Below are 18,315 nucleotides of genomic sequence, written 5' to 3'. Positions count from 1 at the left end.
CCCGTTCACCGGGCCGGGGCGCCCACCGGGCCGTCCAGCTCCTCGCCGGGGTCGAAGATCGCCTCGATGGGCTGCTGCAGCAGGCGGGCGATGCGGAAGGCGAGCGGCAGGCTGGGGTCGTAGCGGCCCGTCTCCAGGGCGTTGACGGTCTGCCGCGAGACCTGCAGCAGGTCGGCCAGCGCGGCCTGGGTCCAGCCGCGCTCCACCCGCAGCTGCCGGATGCGGTTGTCCACGGCGGTGCCGCCGTCAGCCGCGGCCGGACAGGGCGGCGCTCACGATCCAGGTGAGCATGCCCGCGCCGAAGACGAGCCAGGGCAGCAGCTCCGCCGACAGCGGCACACCGGCGATCGCCAGCATCCCCAGCGCGACGCTGGCGAGCATCGCGGCGGCGAAGGAGACCGCCAGGGCCCTCAGCTGCAGCAGCCGGGCGTACTCGTCCGAGCGGCGCAGCCCGCGCGCCACGGCGCGCACCACCAGTCCGACGGGCAGGACGGGCAGCAGGGCCCAGGCGTAGCGCCAGGGGCTGTCGCCGCCGAGACCGCCCCAGGTCCCCACGGCCACGACGACGACGGTGTAGGCCGCCATGGCGGGCGCGAAGTCGCGCAGGTAGGCGCGCGAGCGGGCGCGGTCGCCGTCGCTGGGTCCGCGCGTGTCAAGGTCGCTTGTCATGGCACGACGATCGCGCGTCCCGCCCGCCGTGTCAAGCTTCCTTGTCACGGGAGCGGGGGTCGCGCTCCGCCGGCAGCTCAGTCGACGCCGGGCAGGGCCGCGGCGTAGGCGTCCCGCAGCGCGCGCAGGCGCCGGTCCGCGCTCGTGCCCCAGGTGGTCCACTCGGTGCCGCCGCCCTCCAGCGCCACCTGCAGCTGCTCCAGGTGCAGGTGCCAGGCCGCCAGCGACATCGGCACCCAGGCGTCCTCGCCCTCCAGCTCGTTCGTCAGCGTCAGCCGGGTCCGCGCCCGCAGGGCGCCGGCGTACAGCGGCTGCAGCTCCCAGCGCAGCAGGCCGTGCTCGGAGCTGGTGTGCTCCAGCAGCCGGGGCGGGTCGAGCGCGGTGACCTCGCCGGGCCACCACTCCAGGCCGTCGGCGGGCCCGGACAGCCACATGAGGGAGAACTCCCCGCCCACCCGCAGGTCGGCGCGCAGGTCGGCCCACCAGCGGCGGGTCAGCTCCGGCAGGGTCAGCGCCGTCCACAGCGCCGCCACGGGGTGGGGGTAGTCGCGGGACAGGTGCAGGGTGGCGCGCTCGCCGCCGTGCAGGACGGCGCCGCCGAGCAGGTCAGGGGTGCTCACGCGCAGCATCCTGCACCCGCGTCGAGGCGGGGACGCGGTCGCGGGCGTAGGTGATCGTGGAGTAGCCGTGGGGGGCGGGCCGGCCGTCGGGGCCGAGGTTGACGAAGACGATCTCCTCGATGGTGAGGATGCTGCTGCGGGTGATCATGTTGCGGACCTCGGCCCGCATCGTCAGCGAGGTCCGGCCGAAGCGCGTGGCCCGCAGCCCCATCTCGATCAGGTCGCCCTGCCGGGCCGAGGAGACGAAGTTGATCTCGGAGATGTACTTGGTGACGACCGCGCCGTTGCCCAGCTGCAGGATCGCGTAGATCGCCGCCTCCTCGTCGATCCAGCGCAGCAGGCTGCCGCCGAACAGCGTCCCGTTGGCGTTGAGGTCCTCCGGGCGGACCCACTTGCGGGTGCGGAAGTTGACCTCGTGGTGGCTGGCCGGGTCGGTGGGGTCGCCCGCGCCGAGGCGGCCGTCGTCCAGCGAACCCTGGGCACCATGTCCTGACATGCCCCCAGCGTAGGGCGGGGCGCGGGGTGCACGGCTAGCGTGCGCCCGTGAAGCCGTTCCTGCTGCTGGCCACCCGGGCCGACGACGCCGTCGCGGACGCCGAGCACGCCGCCGTCCTGCGCTACGGGGGCCTGCGCCCGCACGAGCTGGTGCGGGTGCGCCTGGAGCGCGACCCGATGCCCGAGGTGGACCTCGACGAGCTGTCGGGCGTGGTCGTCGGCGGCAGCCCGTACTGCACCAGCGACCCGGAGGAGACCAAGACCGCGGCCCAGCGCCGGGTGGAGCGCGAGCTGGGCGCGCTGCTGGACCGGGTGGTCGCCGCGGACTTCCCCTTCCTCGGCGCCTGCTACGGCGTCGGCACGCTGGGCGTCCACCAGGGCGGTCTCGTCGACACCACCTACGGCGAGCCCATCGGCACGGTGCCCGTCGGCCTCACCGACGCCGGCCGCGACGACCCGGTCCTCGGCGGCCTGCCCGCCGTCTTCGACGCCTTCGTCGGGCACAAGGAGGCGCTGCGCGTGCCGCCGCCGTCCGCGGTGGTGCTGGCCTCCTCGCCCACCTGCCCGGTCCAGGCGTTCCGCGTGGGCCGCAACCTGTACGCCACCCAGTTCCACCCGGAGCTGGACGTGGACGGGATCGTCCAGCGGGTGCTGGCCTACCGGGACGAGGGGTACTTCCCCCCGGGGCAGCTGGAGGACGTCGTCGCGCGCCTGCGCCGCTCCCGCGCCGAGCACGCCCCGCTGGTCCTGCGCCGCTTCGTGGAGCGCTACCGGCGCTGAGCGGTGCCCGACCGGCGCCGAGCGCGCCGTTCAGCGGGAGTTCACCCCGGCGTCCCCCCGATCGGGCGCAGCCGGCCTGCGGGAGCGCGGTGCCTGACGTACCGTGCCAGCCGCCGGTGGCCGCCGGCCCGGCGCGACCGCCGGGGAACCCTGCTGGAGGAGAACGCGTGGACCTGCTCGCCGACGCCGGGATGACCGTCCTCGACGACGAGGACGAACCCGTCCTGCTGCGCGCCGACGGCAGCCCGGTCGACACCTGGCGCGAGGACTACCCCTACCCCGAGCGCCTGTCCCGGCAGGAGTACGACGCCCAGAAGCGGCTGCTGCAGATCGAGCTGCTGAAGCTGCAGCGGTGGCTGAAGTCCAGCGGGGAGCGGATCGTCGTGCTCTGCGAGGGCCGCGACGCCGCCGGCAAGGGCGGCACCATCAAGCGCTTCATGGAGCACCTGAACCCGCGCGGCGCCCGGGTCGTCGCGCTGGAGAAGCCCTCCGAGCGCGAGTCGACGCAGTGGTACTTCCAGCGCTACGTGCAGCACCTGCCCGCGGCCGGGGAGTTCGTGCTCTTCGACCGCTCCTGGTACAACCGCGCCGGCGTCGAGCGCGTCATGGGCTTCGCCACCCCCCGCGAGTACGAGCGGTTCATGAACCAGGTCCCGCTCTTCGAGCAGATGCTCGTCGACGACGGGATCCACCTCGTGAAGTTCTGGTTCTCGGTGACCCGCGCCGAGCAGCGGACGCGGTTCGCGATCCGCCAGATCGACCCGGTCCGCCAGTGGAAGCTGTCGCCGATGGACCTGGAGAGCCTGGACCGCTGGGACGACTACACCGCCGCCAAGGAGGCGATGTTCGCCCGCACCGACACCGCCTTCGCCCCCTGGACGGTCGTGAAGACGAACGACAAGAAGCGCGCCCGGCTGGCCGCCATGCGCCACGTCCTGTCCCGCTTCGCCTACGACGACAAGGACCACGAGCTCGTGGGGATGCCGGACCCGCTGCTGGTCGTCAGCGCCCGCACGATCCTGGAGGCGGACCGCCGGCCGGCGAGCTGACCCCGGGCCGCAGGCGGCGGGCGGCCAGGCCCGCGCTGACCACCCCGAGCAGGGCGAGGTCGACGAGCAGGCCCGCGGTGGCCGCGAACTGCGAGGCGGCGAACAGGAACACCTGGGTGAGCAGCAGGCTCGTCAGCACCCAGTGCTGGAACCACTCCAGCACCTGCGTGCGGCGCCCCGCGCGCCGGCGGCCTGCAGCAGCAGTCCGCCGATGACGGCCGCGACCCAGCGGGAGGACGCCAGCCGCGCGAAGCCCTCGGCGACGCGCTGCCACAGCTGCTCCAGCAGTTGCGGGGCGGCGGGGGTGCGCGGCTGCACCTGTTCCAGCAGCTGCCCCCTGCGCCGGCGGGACGCGGGGGAGGGGGGGCCGTCGCGGACACCGTGGGAGCCTGACCACCAACGCCGGCGACGGCCGGTCGCCGCCCTGGCGCTGGAGTTCCGGCCCGTCGGTGAACAGCCGGTGAAATGTCCACGGGCGGCCCGGATCCGGCTGTCCCGATCACCGGACCGGGTGCAGCGTTCTCGTACGTGGAGACCGCAACCGTCATCCTCGTGCTGGTCGTGGTGGTCGCTCTCTCGTTCGACTTCACCAACGGCTTCCACGACACCGCGAACGCGATGGCCACGTCCATCGCCACCGGCGCACTGCGGCCGAAGACCGCCGTCGCCCTCTCCGGCGTCCTGAACCTCGTCGGCGCGTTCCTGTCGGTCGAGGTGGCCCTCACCGTCACCAACGCGGTCGTGAAGATCCAGGACGCCGACGGGTCGCCGAGACCGGAACTGCTCTCCGGCGGCGGTTCCGCGCTGCTGCTCATCGTGCTCGCCGGTCTGGTCGGCGCGATCGTCTGGAACCTGCTCACCTGGCTGCTCGGCCTGCCCTCCAGCTCCTCGCACGCGCTGTTCGGCGGCCTCATCGGCTCGACCGTGGCGGGCCTGGGCTGGGCCGGGGTGAACTGGAGCGGCGACGGCAGCGAGATCGACGGCGTCGTGGGCAAGGTCATCGTCCCCGCGATCGCCTCGCCCGTCGTCGCCGCGGTCGTCGCCACCGTGGCCACCTGGCTCGTCTACAAGGTGGTCTCCGGTGTCGCCACCCGCTTCACCGACCAGGGCTTCCGCTGGGGCCAGATCGGCTCCGCGTCGCTGGTCTCCCTCGCGCACGGCACCAACGACGCGCAGAAGACGATGGGTGTCATCACCCTGGGCCTCATCGCCTCCGGGCACTGGAGCAGCACCACCGAGATCCCGTTCTGGGTGAAGGCCTCCTGCGCGCTGGCCATCGCCTCCGGCACCTACCTGGGCGGCTGGCGCATCATCCGCACCCTCGGCAAGGGGCTGGTGGAGATCGCCCCGCCGCAGGGGATGTCCGCCGAGACCTCGTCGGCCGCGGTCATCCTCGTCTCCAGCCACCTGGGCTTCGCGCTGTCGACGACCCACGTGACGACGGGTTCGGTGCTCGGCTCCGGGCTGGGCAAGCCCGGTGCGACCGTGCGCTGGCGGGTCGCGGCCCGGATGGTCGTCGCCTGGCTCACCACGATCCCCGCCGCGGGCCTGGTGGGGGCGCTCATGTGGTGGATCGGCGACGTGCTCGGCGGCGGGCTGCTCGGCGCCGCGGTGGTCGTGGCGGTCCTGCTGGCCTTCACCGCCGCCGTCCTGGTCCACTCCCGCAAGAACCCCGTGCACGCCGGCAACGTCAACGACGAGTGGGACGCGACCGAGGGTGCCGACCGCACCCCGGCCGCGGTCTGAGAGGAGCGGTCCGTGGCGGACGTCATCGACCTGGCCCTGCGGGCGGTCGGGCAGATCCTGCTCGTCGGGCTCGTGCTCGGCGCGGGCATCCCCGTGCTGTTCTCCGCCGGCATCCGCGCGATGGCCTACGGCGCCGGCGGGGACGCGGAGACCAGCCACGCCCCCGGGCACCCGGTCGGCAAGGTGCTGGCCGTGGTCTGCTTCGCCGTCGTCGTGCTCGTCGTGGCGACGGGCATCACCTTCATCGTGGCCAGCGGCTTCGGCAAGACGCTGAGCTTCGAGCACGTCGTCCCGACGATCGCCGACGAGTGAGGGGAGCGACCACCGTGGCCACGAGCTCGACGAGCATCGCCGGACGGGTCGTCGACTGGCTGCGCGCCGGCTACCCCGCCGGCGTGCCGCGCCAGGACTACGTCGCCCTCCTGGGCATCCTGCGCCGCAAGTGCACCGACCTGGAGGTCCGCCAGATCTCCGCCGACCTGGCCGACCTGGCCCAGCAGGGCGAGGTCATCACCACCGCCGACGTCGAGCGGCTCATCAACGAGGCGACCCTCGACGAGGCCTCGCCGGCCGACGTCACCCGGGTCTCCTCCCACCTGGCCGCCGGCGGCTGGCCGCTGGCCGACGCCCCCCGGGACTGAGGCCCCGCGCGCCGCGCGCGCTCCCCGGGGCATCATCGCCGGGTGAGACCCGCCCACCGCGACCCCCGGCTGCTGGCCCTGGTCGCCGCCGGCGGCGCGGCGGGGACGCTGGCCCGGTGGGCGGTCGGCGTCGCGGTCCCCGCCGTCGCCGGCTGGCCGCTGGCGACCCTGGCGGTCAACCTGACCGGCGCGTTCGCGCTCGGCGCGCTGCTGGAGGCGCTGCTGCGGCGGGGACCGGAGACGGCGGCGCTGCGGCGCCGGCGCCTGCTGCTGGGCACCGGGTTCTGCGGCGGGTTCACCACGTGGTCCGCCTTCGCCGTCGAGCTGGACCTCCTGCTCGGCGCCGGGCGCGGTCACCTCGCGCTGGGCTACGCCGCCGCGAGCCTGGCCGGCGGGCTGCTCGCCGCCACCGCGGGCACCGCGCTGGCCGCCGCGGTCGGCCGCCGGCGGGCCGCGTGATCGTCCTGCTGGTGCTCGCGGGCGGTCTGGGCGCCGCCGCCCGCTTCGCCGTGGACGGCGCCGTGCGCGCCCGCCGGGCCGGCGACCTCCCGTGGGGGACCCTCGTCGTCAACGTCACCGGCTCGTTCCTGCTCGGCCTGCTCACCGGCCTGGTGCTCGCCGGTGCCGGCGACGCGTGGCGGCTCGTGCTGGGCACCGGCTTCTGCGGCGGGTTCACCACGTTCAGCACGGCGGCCGTCGACACCGTGCACCTGGCGCGGCGCGGGGCGCTGCGGGCGGCGGCGGCGAACCTGGGCGGCAACCTCGTGCTGACCCTGCTCGCCGCCGCGCTCGGCCTGCGGCTGGCCGCCCTGCTCTAGCGCGGGGCGCGTCAGTGCCCGGCGCCGGCCTGCGCGGAGCGGCCCGCGCGCAGGCGGTGCAGCAGGCTCACGAGGACCACGACGAGCGCGCCGACGACGAGGCCGACGACCGCGCTGGCGAGGGTGTTGACGAGCCAGCCCACGAGGCCGCCGACGGCGCCGGCCGCCTCGTGGGCGGCCTCCTCGAGGTGGTGCACGGCGCCGTAGAGGGCGTGCAGGCCCAGCTCGTCGCTGCCCACGAGCAGGATGTGACCGCCGACCCACAGCATCGCCGCGGTCCCGACGACGGTGAGGAAGGTGAGGAGCTTGGGCATCCCCACCACCAGGCCGCGGCCGAAGCGGGCCACGCCCGGGCTCGGCCGGGCGGCCAGCCGCAGGCCGATGTCGTCCATCTTCACGATGAGGCCGACGACGCCGTAGACGAGGACGGTGATGAGGATCCCGACGACCGCGAGGATCACCGCCCGGGACAGGAACGGCTCGTCGGTGACCTCGTTGAGCGCGATGACCATGATCTCCGCGGACAGGATGAAGTCGGTGCGCACGGCCCCGGAGACGACCGTCTTCTCGTCCGGCAGCGCGGTGCCGTCGGTGCCGTGGCCGTGGTGGTGGCCGCTGAGCTTGGCCCACACCTTCTCCGCGCCCTCGAAGCACAGGTAGGCGCCGCCGAGCATGAGCAGCGGGGTGAGCAGGAACGGCAGGAACTGGCTGAGCAGCAGCACCGCGGGCAGGATGAGCAGCAGCTTGTTGCGCAGCGAGCCCAGCGCGATGCGCCGCACGATCGGCAGCTCGCGGTCGGCGGTCAGGCCGCGCACGTACTGCGGGGTGACGGCGGTGTCGTCGACGACGACGCCGGCGGCCTTGACGCTCGCGCGCGCCGCGGCGGCGCCGACGTCGTCGACGGAGGCGGCGGCCGCTCGCGCGAGCACCGCCACGTCGTCCAGCAGGGCTACGAGTCCACCGCTCACGGCAGGGTCCTTCCGGTCGTTCGGCACGGGCACTGCCGTCGATGGTGCCCGAGTCCGGCCCGCCCGGCGCTGCGGTGGCCCGGGGCACCCGTCGCGCCCGTCGCACCCGTCGCGCCCGTCGTCGGCGGGCACCCGCGGTGCCCGCCGATCGCGTATGGTCGGCGCGGGGTGTGCCGGGAAGTCTGGTCGGCGATGCCTTCGTCGACCCCGGAAGCGAGTGCTCCCGCATGCCCGCCACCTCCCCGCGCCGCCTGTTCTCCCGCGGCTCCTACGCCGAAGCCCGCCGCATCGCCGACGTCCTGCGCCAGGAGACGACCGGCGGGCTGCTGCTGCTCGTCTTCACCGTCCTCGCCCTCGTGTGGGCGAACCTGCCCGGCGGCACCTACGAGCAGGTGCGCCAGCTCCACTTCGGCCCGGCCTCGCTGCACCTGGACCTGTCGATCGAGCACTGGGCCGCCGACGGGCTGCTGGCGATCTTCTTCTTCGTCACCGGCCTGGAGCTGAAGAAGGAGTTCGTCGCCGGCGACCTGCGCGACCCGCGCGCGGCGGCGCTGCCCATCGCCGCGGCCGTCGGCGGGATGGCCGTGCCCGCGCTGCTCTTCGTGCTGGTCGCGGTGCTGCACCCGGACTCCCCGCAGGGGGCGCTCGCCGGGTGGGCCACGCCCACGGCGACCGACATCGCCTTCGCGCTGGGGGTGCTCGCCGTCGTCGGCTCGCACCTGCCGAGCGCGCTGCGCACCTTCCTGCTGACCCTGGCCGTCGTCGACGACCTGCTGGCCATCACCGTCATCGCCGTCTTCTACACCGACCAGCTGCAGTGGACGCCGCTGCTGCTGGCCCTGGTGCCGCTGGCGCTGTTCACCGTCCTGGTCCAGCGGCGGGTGCGCGCCTGGTGGCTGCTGGTCCCGCTGGCGCTGCTGACGTGGGGCCTCGTGCACGCCTCCGGCGTCCACGCCACGGTCGCCGGCGTGCTGCTCGGGCTGGCCGTGCCGGTGCTGCGCAGCCAGGCCGCCGGCGGCCCGGAGGCCGGCCCCGGCCTGTCGGAGGTCTTCGAGCACCGCTGGCGCCCGCTGTCGACGGGGTTCGCGGTGCCCGTCTTCGCGCTGTTCTCCGCGGGCGTGGCCGTCGGCGGCGCCTCGGGCCTGGCGGAGGCGCTGCGCGACCCGGTGGCCCTGGGCGTCATCGCCGGTCTGGTCCTCGGCAAGCCGATCGGCATCGTCGGCACCACCTGGCTGCTGTCGAAGCTCACGCGCGCCGAGCTCGACGAGCACCTCAGCTGGGTCGACGTCATCGGCATGGCGATGCTCGCCGGCATGGGCTTCACGGTCTCGCTGCTCATCGGCTCGCTGGCCTTCGGCGAGGGCAGCGCGGCCGGTGAGCACGTCACGCTCGGCGTCCTCGTCGGCTCCGCCGTCGCCGCCGTGCTGGCCGCCGTCGTGCTCTCCACCCGCAACCGCGCCTACCGGCGCATCGAGGAGGAGGAGGGCGTCGACGCGGACGGCAACGGCGTCCCGGACGTCTACGAGCGCTGACCCGCGGCGCCCGCGCTCCCGGCGGACCGCGCCGCCCGCCTGCTTGCACCCGCCGGGCGGCGGGCGGAATGCTGGCGGCGTGCCTGCCGGGTCCGCGTGCCGCTGCGGCCCGCCGTGCTGACCAGCGCGGTGCTGGACACCGCGGACCTGCAGGACCAGGCGTGCGCGCTGTACCGGCAGGTCCTCGGCCACGGCGAGCCGGGCATGGAGCTCAACCCCCGCCTGCTGTCGGCCCTGGTGCGCAACGGCGGCTCGGCGGTCGGCCTGCTCGAGGCGGGCCGGCTCGTGGCGTTCGCCTACGGCGTCCACGCCCGCGACGAGCACGGCGAGTACCACTACTCCCAGAGCGCCGCCGTCGCCCCCGGCCACCAGGGCCGCGGGCTCGGCCGGCAGCTGAAGCAGGCGCAGGCCGAGGCGGTGCGCGCGCACGGGGTCCGCACGATGCGCTGGGCCTACGACCCCGTCCTGGGCCGCAACGCCCACTTCAACCTCGACGTCCTCGGCGCCCGCGCCCGCTGGTACGTCGACGACTTCTACTTCCGCCCCGGCACCGACCGCGTCGTCGTCGAGTGGGACCTCGAGGCGAACCCGCCGCCCGCGCAGGTGGCCGAGCGGCTCGTCGTGCCCGCCGGGGAGGTGGACGCCGCCGCGCGGGCGCGGGTGCGCGCGCGCTTCCACGAGCTGCTGGCCGCCGGGCTGGTCGCGGTGACGTGCGGGCGCGGCGAGGGCGGCGGCTCCGTCTACGGGTTCGCCGCGCCCGCGCGCCGCGCCGGCGGGAGCGACCGGCAGGCCCCACCCCGACCCCAGGAGCAGCCGTGAAGATCGTCCGCGCCGACCTGCACCAGGTGCGCCTGCCCCTGGTGCACGAGTTCCAGACGAGCTCGCACCGCAAGGGCTTCCTCGAGCACCTGCTCGTCGAGCTCACCGACGCCGAGGGCCGCACCGGCTGGGGGGAGGTCGCCTGCCCCAGCGACCCGTTCTACGCCCCCGACACCGTCGCCACGAGCTGGCACGTCGCCACGACGTACCTGCTGCCGGCCGTCGTCGGCGTCGACGTCGAGCGGCCGGAGCAGGTCGCCGGCGCCTACCGCAGGGTCCGCGGTCACCGCTTCGCCGCGGCGGGGGTCGACGCGGCCGCGTGGGCGCTGTGGACGCAGGGCGCGCAGGTGCCGCTCGCCCGCGCCCTCGGCGGCACCCGCGCGGAGGTCGTCGCCGGGGTCTCGCTGGGCATCGAGGCGACGATCGACGACCTGCTCGAGCAGGTGCGCCACCACCACCTCGAGGCCGGGTACCCGCGGGTGAAGCTGAAGGTGCAGCCCGGCTGGGACGTGGAACCGGTGCGCGCGGTGCGCGAGGCGTTCGGCGACGGGCTGCTGCTGCACGTCGACGCCAACGGCGCCTACACCGACGACCCCGGGCACCTGGCCGCGCTGCGCGCGCTGGACGCGTTCGGCCTGACGATGGTCGAGCAGCCCTTCGCCCCGCGCGCGTTCACGACCTCGGCGGCCTTCCAGCGCAGCGTGTCGACACCCGTCTGCCTCGACGAGTCCATCGACACCCTCGACGACCTGCGCACCGCGCACGCCCTGGGCGCCGGCCGCGTCCTCAACGTCAAGGTGTCGCGGATGGGGGGCCTGAGCGCCGCCGTCGCCGCCCACGACCTCGCGCGGGAGCTCGGCTGGCCCGCGTGGGTCGGCGGCATGCACGAGTTCGGCGTGGGCCGCGCCGCGAACGTCGCCCTGTCCAGCCTGCCGGGCTTCACCCTGCCCTCGGACGTGTCGGCGTCGGAGAAGTACTACGCCCGCGACGTGACCACCCCGGTGGTCGCGCACGCCGGGGTGGTGACCGTGGCGACGGCACCCGGTCTGGGCGTCGAGGTCGACCGGGAGTTCCTGGTGCGGAACCGGGTGCGCACGGCCGGCTTCCCCGCGGCCTGACCCGCCGCGGAACTGCAGCGTTCCCGTCCGCCCGCGCGACCGGCGCCGCTAGCATGTCGCGCGACGAGGAGGTGGCCCATGCCTGCACCCGTTGCCGTCCGGGCGGCCGCGACGCGGTTGGACTGGGTGGACGTCGCCAAGGGCCTGGCCATCCTCGGCGTGGTCGCTTACCACGCGGGGCTCTTCCTCACACCGCTCGGCCTCGTGGACGGCTGGCAGGCGGACGCCACCCGCGTCGTGGCCCTGTCCGCGTCCCTGCCGCTGTTCTTCTTCGCCTCGGGCCTGTTCGCGCAGCGGCTGCTGACGGACTCGTTCGGGGAGCTGTTCCGCCGTCGCCTGTGGCCGCTGCTCCACCTGTACGTCCTCTGGTCCACCGTCCGCTTCGCGGTCTTCCAGTTCGTCCCGTGGGTCCTGCCGACGAGCGACCCCTCCGACTGGCGCGAACCCGCGCTCATGCTCGTCCTGCCCAACGGAGGGCTCTGGTTCCTCTACGCCCTCGTCCTGTACTCGATCGCCGCGTGGGCCAGCAGGAGGTCGTCGCCGGCGGTCCTCCTCACCGTGGCCGCCGTCGTGTCGGTGCTCTTCACCAGCGGCGTCCTGTCCACCGGGAACACCGGGTGGGACAAGACGGGAGCCAACGTCTTCTGGTTCTTCGCCGCCCTGCACCTGCGCGAGCGGGTTCTGGAGCGCGTGGCGCGGTTGGACGCCCGCGCGGCCTTCGTCTCCACGGCCGCCTTCGTCGTGGTGGCCGGAGCCCTCGTGGCGGACCTGCTGCCCCTCGGTCGGCTGGTGGCCGTGGGTCTGGCCCCGCTCGCGGTCGTGGCCGGCGTCAGCCTCTCGACGACCCTCGCCGGGACCCGCACCGGCCGCCCGCTCCGCCACCTCGGCGAGCGGACCCTCGCGGTCTACCTCGTGCACTACCTGCCCATCGCGGTCGCGTGCGGCGTCCTGTCCACTTCCGCGTCCCTGGTGGCGGCGGTCTCCCCGGCGACCCCCGCGCTGCCCCTCGTGCTGACGGTCGCGGCGACCGCCCTCTCGCTGCTGGCCTGGCGGCTGCTGGGCGGTGTGCCCGGGGTGTTCTCGGTGCCGGGTGGACGGCCCCGGCGCGAGCGGGTGGAGCAGGCCGTGCGGGCGCCGGCCGCCTGACGGACCGGGCCGCCCGCGAGCGGGGCCCCGCGGGCACGGTCAGCCCTCCAGCACCGCCCACCCGCGCGCGGCCAGCCGGACGTGCCCGCCGTCGAGCTCCGCCGCCCCGCACACCAGCGCGCGGGCGTCGGCCGCGGGCAGCGCGGCCGGGGCGTCGTCGAGGTTGAGCGCCACGAGGACGGCGCCGGCGCCGGTGGCGGTGCGCAGCAGCACCTGGCGGTTGGTCAGGTGCACGACGTCGGTGTGCGCGCGGTGCAGCCAGGGGCGGCGCCGGCGCAGCGCGATGAGGTCGCGGTGGGCGCGCAGCACCGCGCGCGCGTCCGGTCCCAGCGAGTCCTCGGCCGGCGGCCGCTCGCCGAACTCCGGCCGCACGGCGTCGTCCCCGCCCAGGCGCTGCTCCTTGACCCCGGTGAGCGCGAACTCGTCGCCGGCGTAGACGCTCGGCACGCCCGCGACGGTGAACAGCACGGCGAGGGCGTGCGGGACGAGGTCGGCGCCGACGGCCGAGGCGATGCGCGTCACGTCGTGGTTGCCCACGAACGTCGACGGCACGAACACGGGCAGCAGGGCGTCGTGGCGCTGGAGGGCGTGGGCGAGCTCGAAGAGGTTGCGCTCGGCGATGGAGTGCCAGACCCCCTGCCACAGCTCGTACTGCGTGAGGGAGTCCACGGTGGACTCCCTCACGATCGCAGCCGCGTCGCCGTGGATGACCTCGCCGGTGAACCAGGCGTCCGGGTGGGTGGCCCGCACCTGCGCCAGCACCTGCGCCCAGAACCCCGGCGGGACCGCGTAGGCGGCGTCCAGCCGCCAGCCGTCCGCGCCGCGGTCCAGCCAGTGCCGCAGCACCCGCACCACCAGGTCCACCACGGCGGGGGAGGAGTGGTCCAGCGCGACGAGCTGCTCGTGCCCCTCGAACACCTCCGCCCGCACCGGCTCGCCCGGCCGCCAGCCGGTCCAGTCGACGCGGAACAGCTGCGCGGCCTGCGCGGCGGGCCCCTCGGCCAGCACCTGCGCGAAGGCCGGGTGCGCGCGCCCGACGTGGTTGAAGACGCCGTCCAGCAGGACGCGGACCCCGCGCTCGCGGCAGGCGGCGACCAGGTGGTCGAAGTCGGCCTCGTCGCCCAGGCGCGGGTCGATGCGGAAGTGGTCGACGGTGTCGTAGCCGTGGGTGGAGGAGGCGAAGACGGGGCCCAGCGCGAGGCCGTTGAGGCCCAGCCCCACCAGGTGGTCCAGCCACGCCTCCAGCCGGCCCAGGCGGTGGCGGACCAGGCGCGCGCCGGTGCCCCCGTCGTGCTCCTCGCCCGGGCGCACCGGCGCCCCGGTGAAGCCCAGGGGGTAGACGTGCCACCACATGACGTGCTCGGTCCAGGAAGGCATGCACCCGATCGTGGCAGGGACCCGGTGCCGGGCGCGCCGGTGGCTAGGGTGGCGGCAGGTGCAGCGGGACGCCTGGTCGACGACGCCGTCGTCGCAGCCGGGGCGGGCGCCCGGTGCCGGACCAGGAGGAGAGCCAGGTGGACACCATCGTCCTGGCCGCCGTGGCCGTGGGAGCGCTCGTCGTCCTGCTGCTCGTGGCGGTCGTCGCCGTCAAGGCGCGCTACAAGATCGCCAGCCCGTCCGAGGCGCTCATCATCGTGGGCAAGAAGGGCAGGCCGGTCACCAACCCGCAGACGGGGGAGGTGACCACCGACCTGTCCGGCCAGAAGGTCGTCATGGGCGCCGGCGTGTTCGTCAAGCCGCTCGTGCAGCAGGCCCACCGGCTGTCCCTGTCCTCGGTGCGCATCCCCATCTCGATCCGCGGCGCGGTCTCGCGCCAGGGCATCCGGCTGAACGTCGACGGCGTCGCCATCGTCAAGGTCGGCGGCACCGAGGACTTCGTGCGCGCCGCCTCGCAGCGCTTCCTGCAGCAGCAGAAGGAGATCGAGCCGTTCACCCAGGAGGTCCTCGCGGGCAGCCTGCGCGGGGTCATCGGCACGCTGACCGTCGAGGAGATCATCCGCGACCGGGTCGCGTTCGCCCGCCAGGTCGAGGAGGAGGCCGTCACCAGCCTCAACAACCAGGGGCTGGTCCTGGACACCCTGCAGATCCAGGACGTCAGCGACGACGGGAACTACCTCAAGGACCTCGGCCGGCCCGAGGCGGCCAACGCCCGCCGCGCCGCCGAGATCGCCGAGGCGAACAACGCCCAGGAGGCGCAGCAGGCCAAGGCGCTCTCCGACGCCAAGATCGCCCAGGCGCAGCGCGACCTGGCGCTGCAGCAGGCGCAGTTCCGCGCCGACCAGGACAAGGCGGCCGCCGAGGCCGACGCCGCCGGCCGGCTGGCCGAGGCCGCCGCCCAGCAGCAGGTCCTGCAGGAGCAGGAGCGGGTCGCCCAGCGCCAGGCCGAGCTCACCGAGCGCACGCTGGACACCGAGGTGCGCAAGCCCGCCGACGCCCGCCGCTACGAGGCCGAGCAGCAGGCGATGGCGCTGAAGACCGCGCGGGTGCTGTCCGCCGAGGCCGAGCAGCAGGCCGCCGTCGCCGCCGCCCAGGCCGACGCGCAGCGCGTGCGCCTGTCCGCCGAGGCGGAGGCGGCGCGCGTGCGGCTGGCCGCGGAGGCCGAGCTGCAGCGGCGCACCGCGGACGCGAACGCGGTGCGCCTGGAGGGGCAGGCGCAGGCCGAGGCCCTGTCCGCGACCGGTGCCGCCAAGGCCGAGGCGCTCACCAAGGAGGCGCAGGCGCTGAAGGAGTTCGGCGAGGCCGCGCTCACCCAGCGCGCCCTGGAGGTGCTGCCCGAGGTCGCGCAGGCGCTGGCCAGCCCGATCGCCGGCATCAAGGACCTGACCGTCATCTCCAACGACGGCGCGGGCGCCCTGAGCCGCTCCGTGGGCAGCAACCTGCAGGAGACCCTCGAGGTGCTCAAGCGCACCACCGGCGTCGACGTCGGCCGGATGCTGCACTCCCTCGGCGGCGCGGCTCCCGCACCGGCCGGCGCGCGGCCGGCGGGCGGGCTCGACGGGACCGGCGGGCCGGAGGGGACGACGGCGCGCGCGGACGGCTGAGCCTCGTGCCCCCGGGGCGCAGAGCACGTCGACGGTGACCGGGCCGGTGCCGTGACGCACTGCGTCGGCGACCGCCTCGGAGGTCAGCAGCTCGACGAGGTCCTCGTCGACGGGTCCGGTGCACGTCACGGTGCGACGGGCGACCTCGTCGACGACCCGGCGACGGGCGGTGGAGACGGCCGAGAGACGGGCGGTGGAGACGGCCGGGAGCCGAGCTTCCAGGACGAGCTGGGCCATCGGTCCTCTCCTCGCGCCTGCACTCGAGGTGGGCGCCTCCCCGCAGTCCTCGTGCGGAGCCGCTGACGCGGTGCTCCCGATGTGCTGCCGGGGCGGGGGAGCGGCAAGCCGAGCACCCACCGGCACGCCCGTAGTGTTGACGGCAGCGGTGGGACCCCGAGGGGCCGCTGCAGCCCTCAACCAGACGGGCGCGACGGGTGAGGCGGAAGTCGAGGTCGGGCAGTGGATGCAGCACCAGGGCCTGCGGACCGCAGCGTTCGGCCCGGCGGTGGAGCCGCTCCCGGTGGGCGGCCCACGGGGTCCGCGGCGCAGGTGCAGGCCGCCCAGCGGCTGGTGCGCGCTCCGGCGGACCCGGCGCTGCAGCGCCTGGCGGGCCTGGCGGCGCGGCTGCTGGCGGCCCCCGCCTCGCAGGTCTCGCTGCTGACCGACGTGCAGACCATCGGCGCGGTCGCAGGCCAGGACCCCGCCCTGGTGGGGTTCACCGGCCCGCTGGCGGACTCGCTGTGCACCGTGACGGCCACCGGTGGGGCGCCGCTCGTGGTCGAGGACGCCGCCGCGGACGCGCGGGTGGCCTCCCTGCCGCCGGTGACCGGTGGTGCGGTGGGCGCCTACCTGGGCGTCCCCCTGACAGGAGCGGACGGGCACGTCGTCGGTGCGCTGTGCGTCTTCGACCCCGCCCCGCGCACCTGGCGCAGCACGGACGTGGAGGTGCTGAGCGAGCTGGCCGTCGCGGCCGCTGCGGAGCTGGAGCTGTCGGCGCTGTCGCTGGAGTACGAGTCCGACCGGCTGCGCTGGCAGCTGGCCATCGCCGCCGGCGGGGTGGGCAGCTTCGACTGGGACCTGCGCACCGGCGTCCTGGCCTGGGACGAACGGGTGCTGGAGCTGTTCGGCTACACCGCCGCGGACTTCGACGGCACCATGGCCGCCTTCGAGGACCGCGTCCACCTCGACGACCTGCCCCGGGTGCGCCGGCTGCTCACCGGGGCCGTGAGCACCGGCGGCACCTTCGAGGCGGAGTACCGCCTGGTGCTGCCCGGTGGGGGCACCCGCTGGGTCAAGGCCCGCGGGGAGGTGCTCGACGGCGCCGACGGGCGCCCGGCGCACCTGCTGGGAGCGGTCTACGACACCACCGCCGAGCGGCACGAGGACGCCCGCGTCTCGCGGGTGCTGGAGTCGATGTCGTCGGCGTTCTTCTCCCTGGACCGCTCCTGGCGCTTCAGCTACGTCAACGCCGAGGGCGAGAAGCTGCTGCAGCGCACCCGCGAGGAACTGCTGGGCCAGGACGTGTGGGAGCTGTTCCCCGACGCCGTGGGGACGGAGTTCGAGGTGCAGTACCGCCGGGCGGTGGACACCGGCGAGCAGGTCAACTTCGAGGCGTACTACCCCGCCCCGCTGGACCGCTGGTACGAGGTGCGGGCCTGGCGCGACCCCGACGGGTTGTCGGTGTACTTCCTGGACGTCACCGCCCGCCGCGCCGCGCAGCAGCAGGCCGAGGCCGAGCGGGCGGCGGCGCAGGAGGCGCTGCGCACCGCCGAGGCCGCCGTGCGTGCTGCGGAGGTCTCCCAGCGCGCCGCCGAAGCCGCCCAGCGCGAAGCCCGGCGAGCGCAGCGGGCCGCCGAGCGCACCGCCGAGCGGCTGGCCCTGCTGGCCAGGGTCAGCGCCGACCTCGCCTCCACCCTGGACCCCGAGGAGTCCGTGGCCCGCCTGGCCCAGCACCTGGTGCCCGCGCTGGGGGACTGGTGCATCGTCACGCTCGTCGACGACCAGGGGACCATGCGCGACATCAGCTCCTGGCACGCGCAGGAGGCGCTGCGCCCGCTGCTGGAGCGCTACCGCGAGGTCCGCCTGAGCTCGATCAGCCCCTCCTCCTTCCTGCACCGGGCGCTGCGCACCAGCCGGGCGGTCCTGGTGCCCGCCGGTGCCACCGAGGCGATCACCGCCCTGCTGAGCGGGGAGGCGCGCGAGCTGCTGCGGCAGCTGGCCCCGCACTGCGCGCAGGTGCTGCCGCTGCGCGCGCGCGGGCGCACCGTGGGGCTGGTCACCCTCTTCCGCGGCCAGAGCTCCGGTGACTTCAGCGAGGAGGCTCTGCTGACCGCGAGCGAGGTCGCCGACCGCGCCGGGCTGGCCCTGGACAACGCCCGCCTGTACGCCCAGCAGCAGCACGTGGCCGAAGGCCTGCAACGCGCCCTGCTCACCGACCCGGTGCAGCCGGACCACCTGCAGATCGCGGTGCGCTACCGCCCCGCCGCCACCGCCGCCCAGGTGGGCGGGGACTGGTACGACGCCTTCCTGCAACCCGACGGCGCCACCGTGCTGGTCATCGGCGACGTCATGGGCCACGACATCGAAGCGGCCGCGGCGATGAGCCAGGTGCGCTCGCTGCTGCGCGGCATCGCCTACTCCAGCGGGCAGGCCCCGGCGGCGGTGCTGACCGGGCTGGATGCGGCGATGGAGGGCCTGGCGGTGGGCACCACCGCCACCGCGGTCGTGGCGCGCCTGGAGCAGAGCACCGACGAGCGCGCCCGCGACATCACCCGGCTGCGCTGGTCCAACGCCGGGCACCCACCGCCGATGCTGCTCACCCCCGACGGCACCGTGAGCACCTTGAGCGGGTTGGGCCACGACCTGCTGCTGGG

The 18,315-nt window shown here is 75.1% G+C and carries 21 protein-coding genes; 13 read left to right on the top strand and 8 right to left on the bottom strand.

Annotation, left to right across the window (positions count from 1 at the left end):
• Window positions 1-5: 5 nt before the first annotated feature.
• The 4 genes from ACRYM2_RS05420 to ACRYM2_RS05405 all read right to left on the bottom strand — a co-directional run bounded on the left by ACRYM2_RS05420 (window position 6) and on the right by ACRYM2_RS05405 (window position 1,785).
• Entirely contained in the window at window positions 6-233 is a 228-nt protein-coding gene (locus ACRYM2_RS05420) for a helix-turn-helix transcriptional regulator (protein WP_432520472.1), read from the bottom strand.
• A 13-nt stretch (window positions 234-246) separates the two neighbouring features.
• On the bottom strand, window positions 247-669 hold the full coding sequence (locus ACRYM2_RS05415; protein WP_432520470.1) for a hypothetical protein: 423 nt from the start codon (window positions 667-669) through the stop codon (window positions 247-249).
• A 77-nt stretch (window positions 670-746) separates the two neighbouring features.
• Complete coding sequence (locus ACRYM2_RS05410; RefSeq protein ID WP_432520468.1) at window positions 747-1,289, bottom strand: SRPBCC domain-containing protein; 543 nt, start codon at window positions 1,287-1,289, stop codon at window positions 747-749.
• A complete protein-coding gene (locus ACRYM2_RS05405; RefSeq protein ID WP_432520466.1) occupies window positions 1,276-1,785 on the bottom strand; it encodes an acyl-CoA thioesterase in 510 nt (169 codons plus the stop codon). The genes ACRYM2_RS05410 and ACRYM2_RS05405 overlap by 14 nt, the downstream gene beginning before the upstream one ends.
• A gap of 47 nt (window positions 1,786-1,832) precedes the next feature.
• On the opposite strand from ACRYM2_RS05405, the gene ACRYM2_RS05400 reads away from it, so the two are divergent.
• On the top strand, window positions 1,833-2,564 hold the full coding sequence (locus ACRYM2_RS05400; RefSeq protein WP_432520465.1) for a glutamine amidotransferase: 732 nt from the start codon (window positions 1,833-1,835) through the stop codon (window positions 2,562-2,564).
• A 191-nt stretch (window positions 2,565-2,755) separates the two neighbouring features.
• Window positions 2,756-3,613, top strand: a complete 858-nt coding sequence (gene ppk2, locus ACRYM2_RS05395; protein ID WP_432520562.1) for a polyphosphate kinase 2 — start codon at window positions 2,756-2,758, stop codon at window positions 3,611-3,613.
• Here ppk2 and ACRYM2_RS05390 read toward each other — a convergent pair.
• Window positions 3,567-3,776 carry a hypothetical protein gene (locus ACRYM2_RS05390; RefSeq protein WP_432520464.1) on the bottom strand — a complete coding sequence of 70 codons (210 nt, stop codon included), beginning with the start codon at window positions 3,774-3,776 and terminating at the stop codon, window positions 3,567-3,569. The two genes, ppk2 and ACRYM2_RS05390, sit on opposite strands and share 47 nt — an antisense overlap.
• Window positions 3,746-3,931, bottom strand: coding sequence for a hypothetical protein (locus tag ACRYM2_RS05385; RefSeq protein ID WP_432520462.1), 186 nt, complete (start codon window positions 3,929-3,931; stop codon window positions 3,746-3,748). Before ACRYM2_RS05385 ends, ACRYM2_RS05390 begins: the two co-directional genes overlap by 31 nt.
• A gap of 210 nt (window positions 3,932-4,141) precedes the next feature.
• On the opposite strand from ACRYM2_RS05385, the gene ACRYM2_RS05380 reads away from it, so the two are divergent.
• From ACRYM2_RS05380 to crcB, 5 genes are read left to right on the top strand one after another with little or no spacing between them, the layout of a single operon-like run.
• Window positions 4,142-5,359 (top strand): inorganic phosphate transporter, encoded by a 1,218-nt coding sequence (locus ACRYM2_RS05380; protein WP_432520460.1) that lies wholly within the window; start codon window positions 4,142-4,144, stop codon window positions 5,357-5,359.
• A gap of 12 nt (window positions 5,360-5,371) precedes the next feature.
• Window positions 5,372-5,671, top strand: a complete 300-nt coding sequence (locus ACRYM2_RS05375) for a hypothetical protein (RefSeq protein ID WP_432520459.1) — start codon at window positions 5,372-5,374, stop codon at window positions 5,669-5,671.
• Between the two features lie 14 nt (window positions 5,672-5,685).
• On the top strand, window positions 5,686-6,000 hold the full coding sequence (locus ACRYM2_RS05370) for a DUF3349 domain-containing protein (protein WP_432520457.1): 315 nt from the start codon (window positions 5,686-5,688) through the stop codon (window positions 5,998-6,000).
• A 42-nt stretch (window positions 6,001-6,042) separates the two neighbouring features.
• Window positions 6,043-6,459 (top strand): FluC/FEX family fluoride channel, encoded by a 417-nt coding sequence (locus ACRYM2_RS05365; RefSeq protein ID WP_432520455.1) that lies wholly within the window; start codon window positions 6,043-6,045, stop codon window positions 6,457-6,459.
• On the top strand, window positions 6,456-6,818 hold the full coding sequence (crcB, locus tag ACRYM2_RS05360; RefSeq protein ID WP_432520453.1) for a fluoride efflux transporter CrcB: 363 nt from the start codon (window positions 6,456-6,458) through the stop codon (window positions 6,816-6,818). Before ACRYM2_RS05365 ends, crcB begins: the two co-directional genes overlap by 4 nt.
• An 11-nt stretch (window positions 6,819-6,829) precedes the next feature.
• On the opposite strand, the gene ACRYM2_RS05355 is transcribed toward crcB, so the two are convergent.
• Window positions 6,830-7,786, bottom strand: coding sequence for a DUF808 domain-containing protein (locus tag ACRYM2_RS05355; RefSeq protein ID WP_432520451.1), 957 nt, complete (start codon window positions 7,784-7,786; stop codon window positions 6,830-6,832).
• 227 nt (window positions 7,787-8,013) lie between these two features.
• Between ACRYM2_RS05355 and nhaA the strand changes: the two genes are divergently transcribed.
• From nhaA to ACRYM2_RS05335, 4 genes are all read left to right on the top strand, one after another.
• Window positions 8,014-9,318, top strand: coding sequence for a Na+/H+ antiporter NhaA (nhaA, locus tag ACRYM2_RS05350; RefSeq protein WP_432520449.1), 1,305 nt, complete (start codon window positions 8,014-8,016; stop codon window positions 9,316-9,318).
• A gap of 96 nt (window positions 9,319-9,414) precedes the next feature.
• The gene (locus ACRYM2_RS05345) at window positions 9,415-10,137 is read left to right on the top strand and encodes a GNAT family N-acetyltransferase (protein ID WP_432520447.1); all 723 of its coding nucleotides are present in this window, start codon (window positions 9,415-9,417) and stop codon (window positions 10,135-10,137) included.
• Entirely contained in the window at window positions 10,134-11,255 is a 1,122-nt protein-coding gene (menC, locus tag ACRYM2_RS05340; RefSeq protein ID WP_432520445.1) for an o-succinylbenzoate synthase, read from the top strand. The genes ACRYM2_RS05345 and menC overlap by 4 nt, the downstream gene beginning before the upstream one ends.
• A gap of 78 nt (window positions 11,256-11,333) precedes the next feature.
• Complete coding sequence (locus tag ACRYM2_RS05335; RefSeq protein ID WP_432520443.1) at window positions 11,334-12,401, top strand: acyltransferase family protein; 1,068 nt, start codon at window positions 11,334-11,336, stop codon at window positions 12,399-12,401.
• 39 nt (window positions 12,402-12,440) lie between these two features.
• Here ACRYM2_RS05335 and ACRYM2_RS05330 read toward each other — a convergent pair whose 3' ends face one another.
• Entirely contained in the window at window positions 12,441-13,778 is a 1,338-nt protein-coding gene (locus ACRYM2_RS05330) for an alpha-amylase family glycosyl hydrolase (protein ID WP_432520441.1), read from the bottom strand.
• 137 nt (window positions 13,779-13,915) lie between these two features.
• On the opposite strand from ACRYM2_RS05330, the gene ACRYM2_RS05325 reads away from it, so the two are divergent.
• Both ACRYM2_RS05325 and ACRYM2_RS05320 read left to right on the top strand, forming a co-directional pair.
• On the top strand, window positions 13,916-15,442 hold the full coding sequence (locus ACRYM2_RS05325) for a flotillin family protein (protein WP_432520439.1): 1,527 nt from the start codon (window positions 13,916-13,918) through the stop codon (window positions 15,440-15,442).
• Window positions 15,443-15,991: 549 nt separating this feature from the next.
• The coding region (locus tag ACRYM2_RS05320) for a PAS domain-containing protein (RefSeq protein ID WP_432520437.1) at window positions 15,992-18,315 on the top strand (2,324 nt) is incomplete at its 3' end.

Source organism: Kineococcus aridisoli (genome assembly GCF_050871885.1).
Taxonomy (GTDB): Bacteria; Actinomycetota; Actinomycetes; order Actinomycetales; family Kineococcaceae; genus Kineococcus.
The sequence above is the reverse complement of the archived record's forward strand: the minus strand, read 5'-3'. Positions and strand labels throughout refer to the sequence as shown.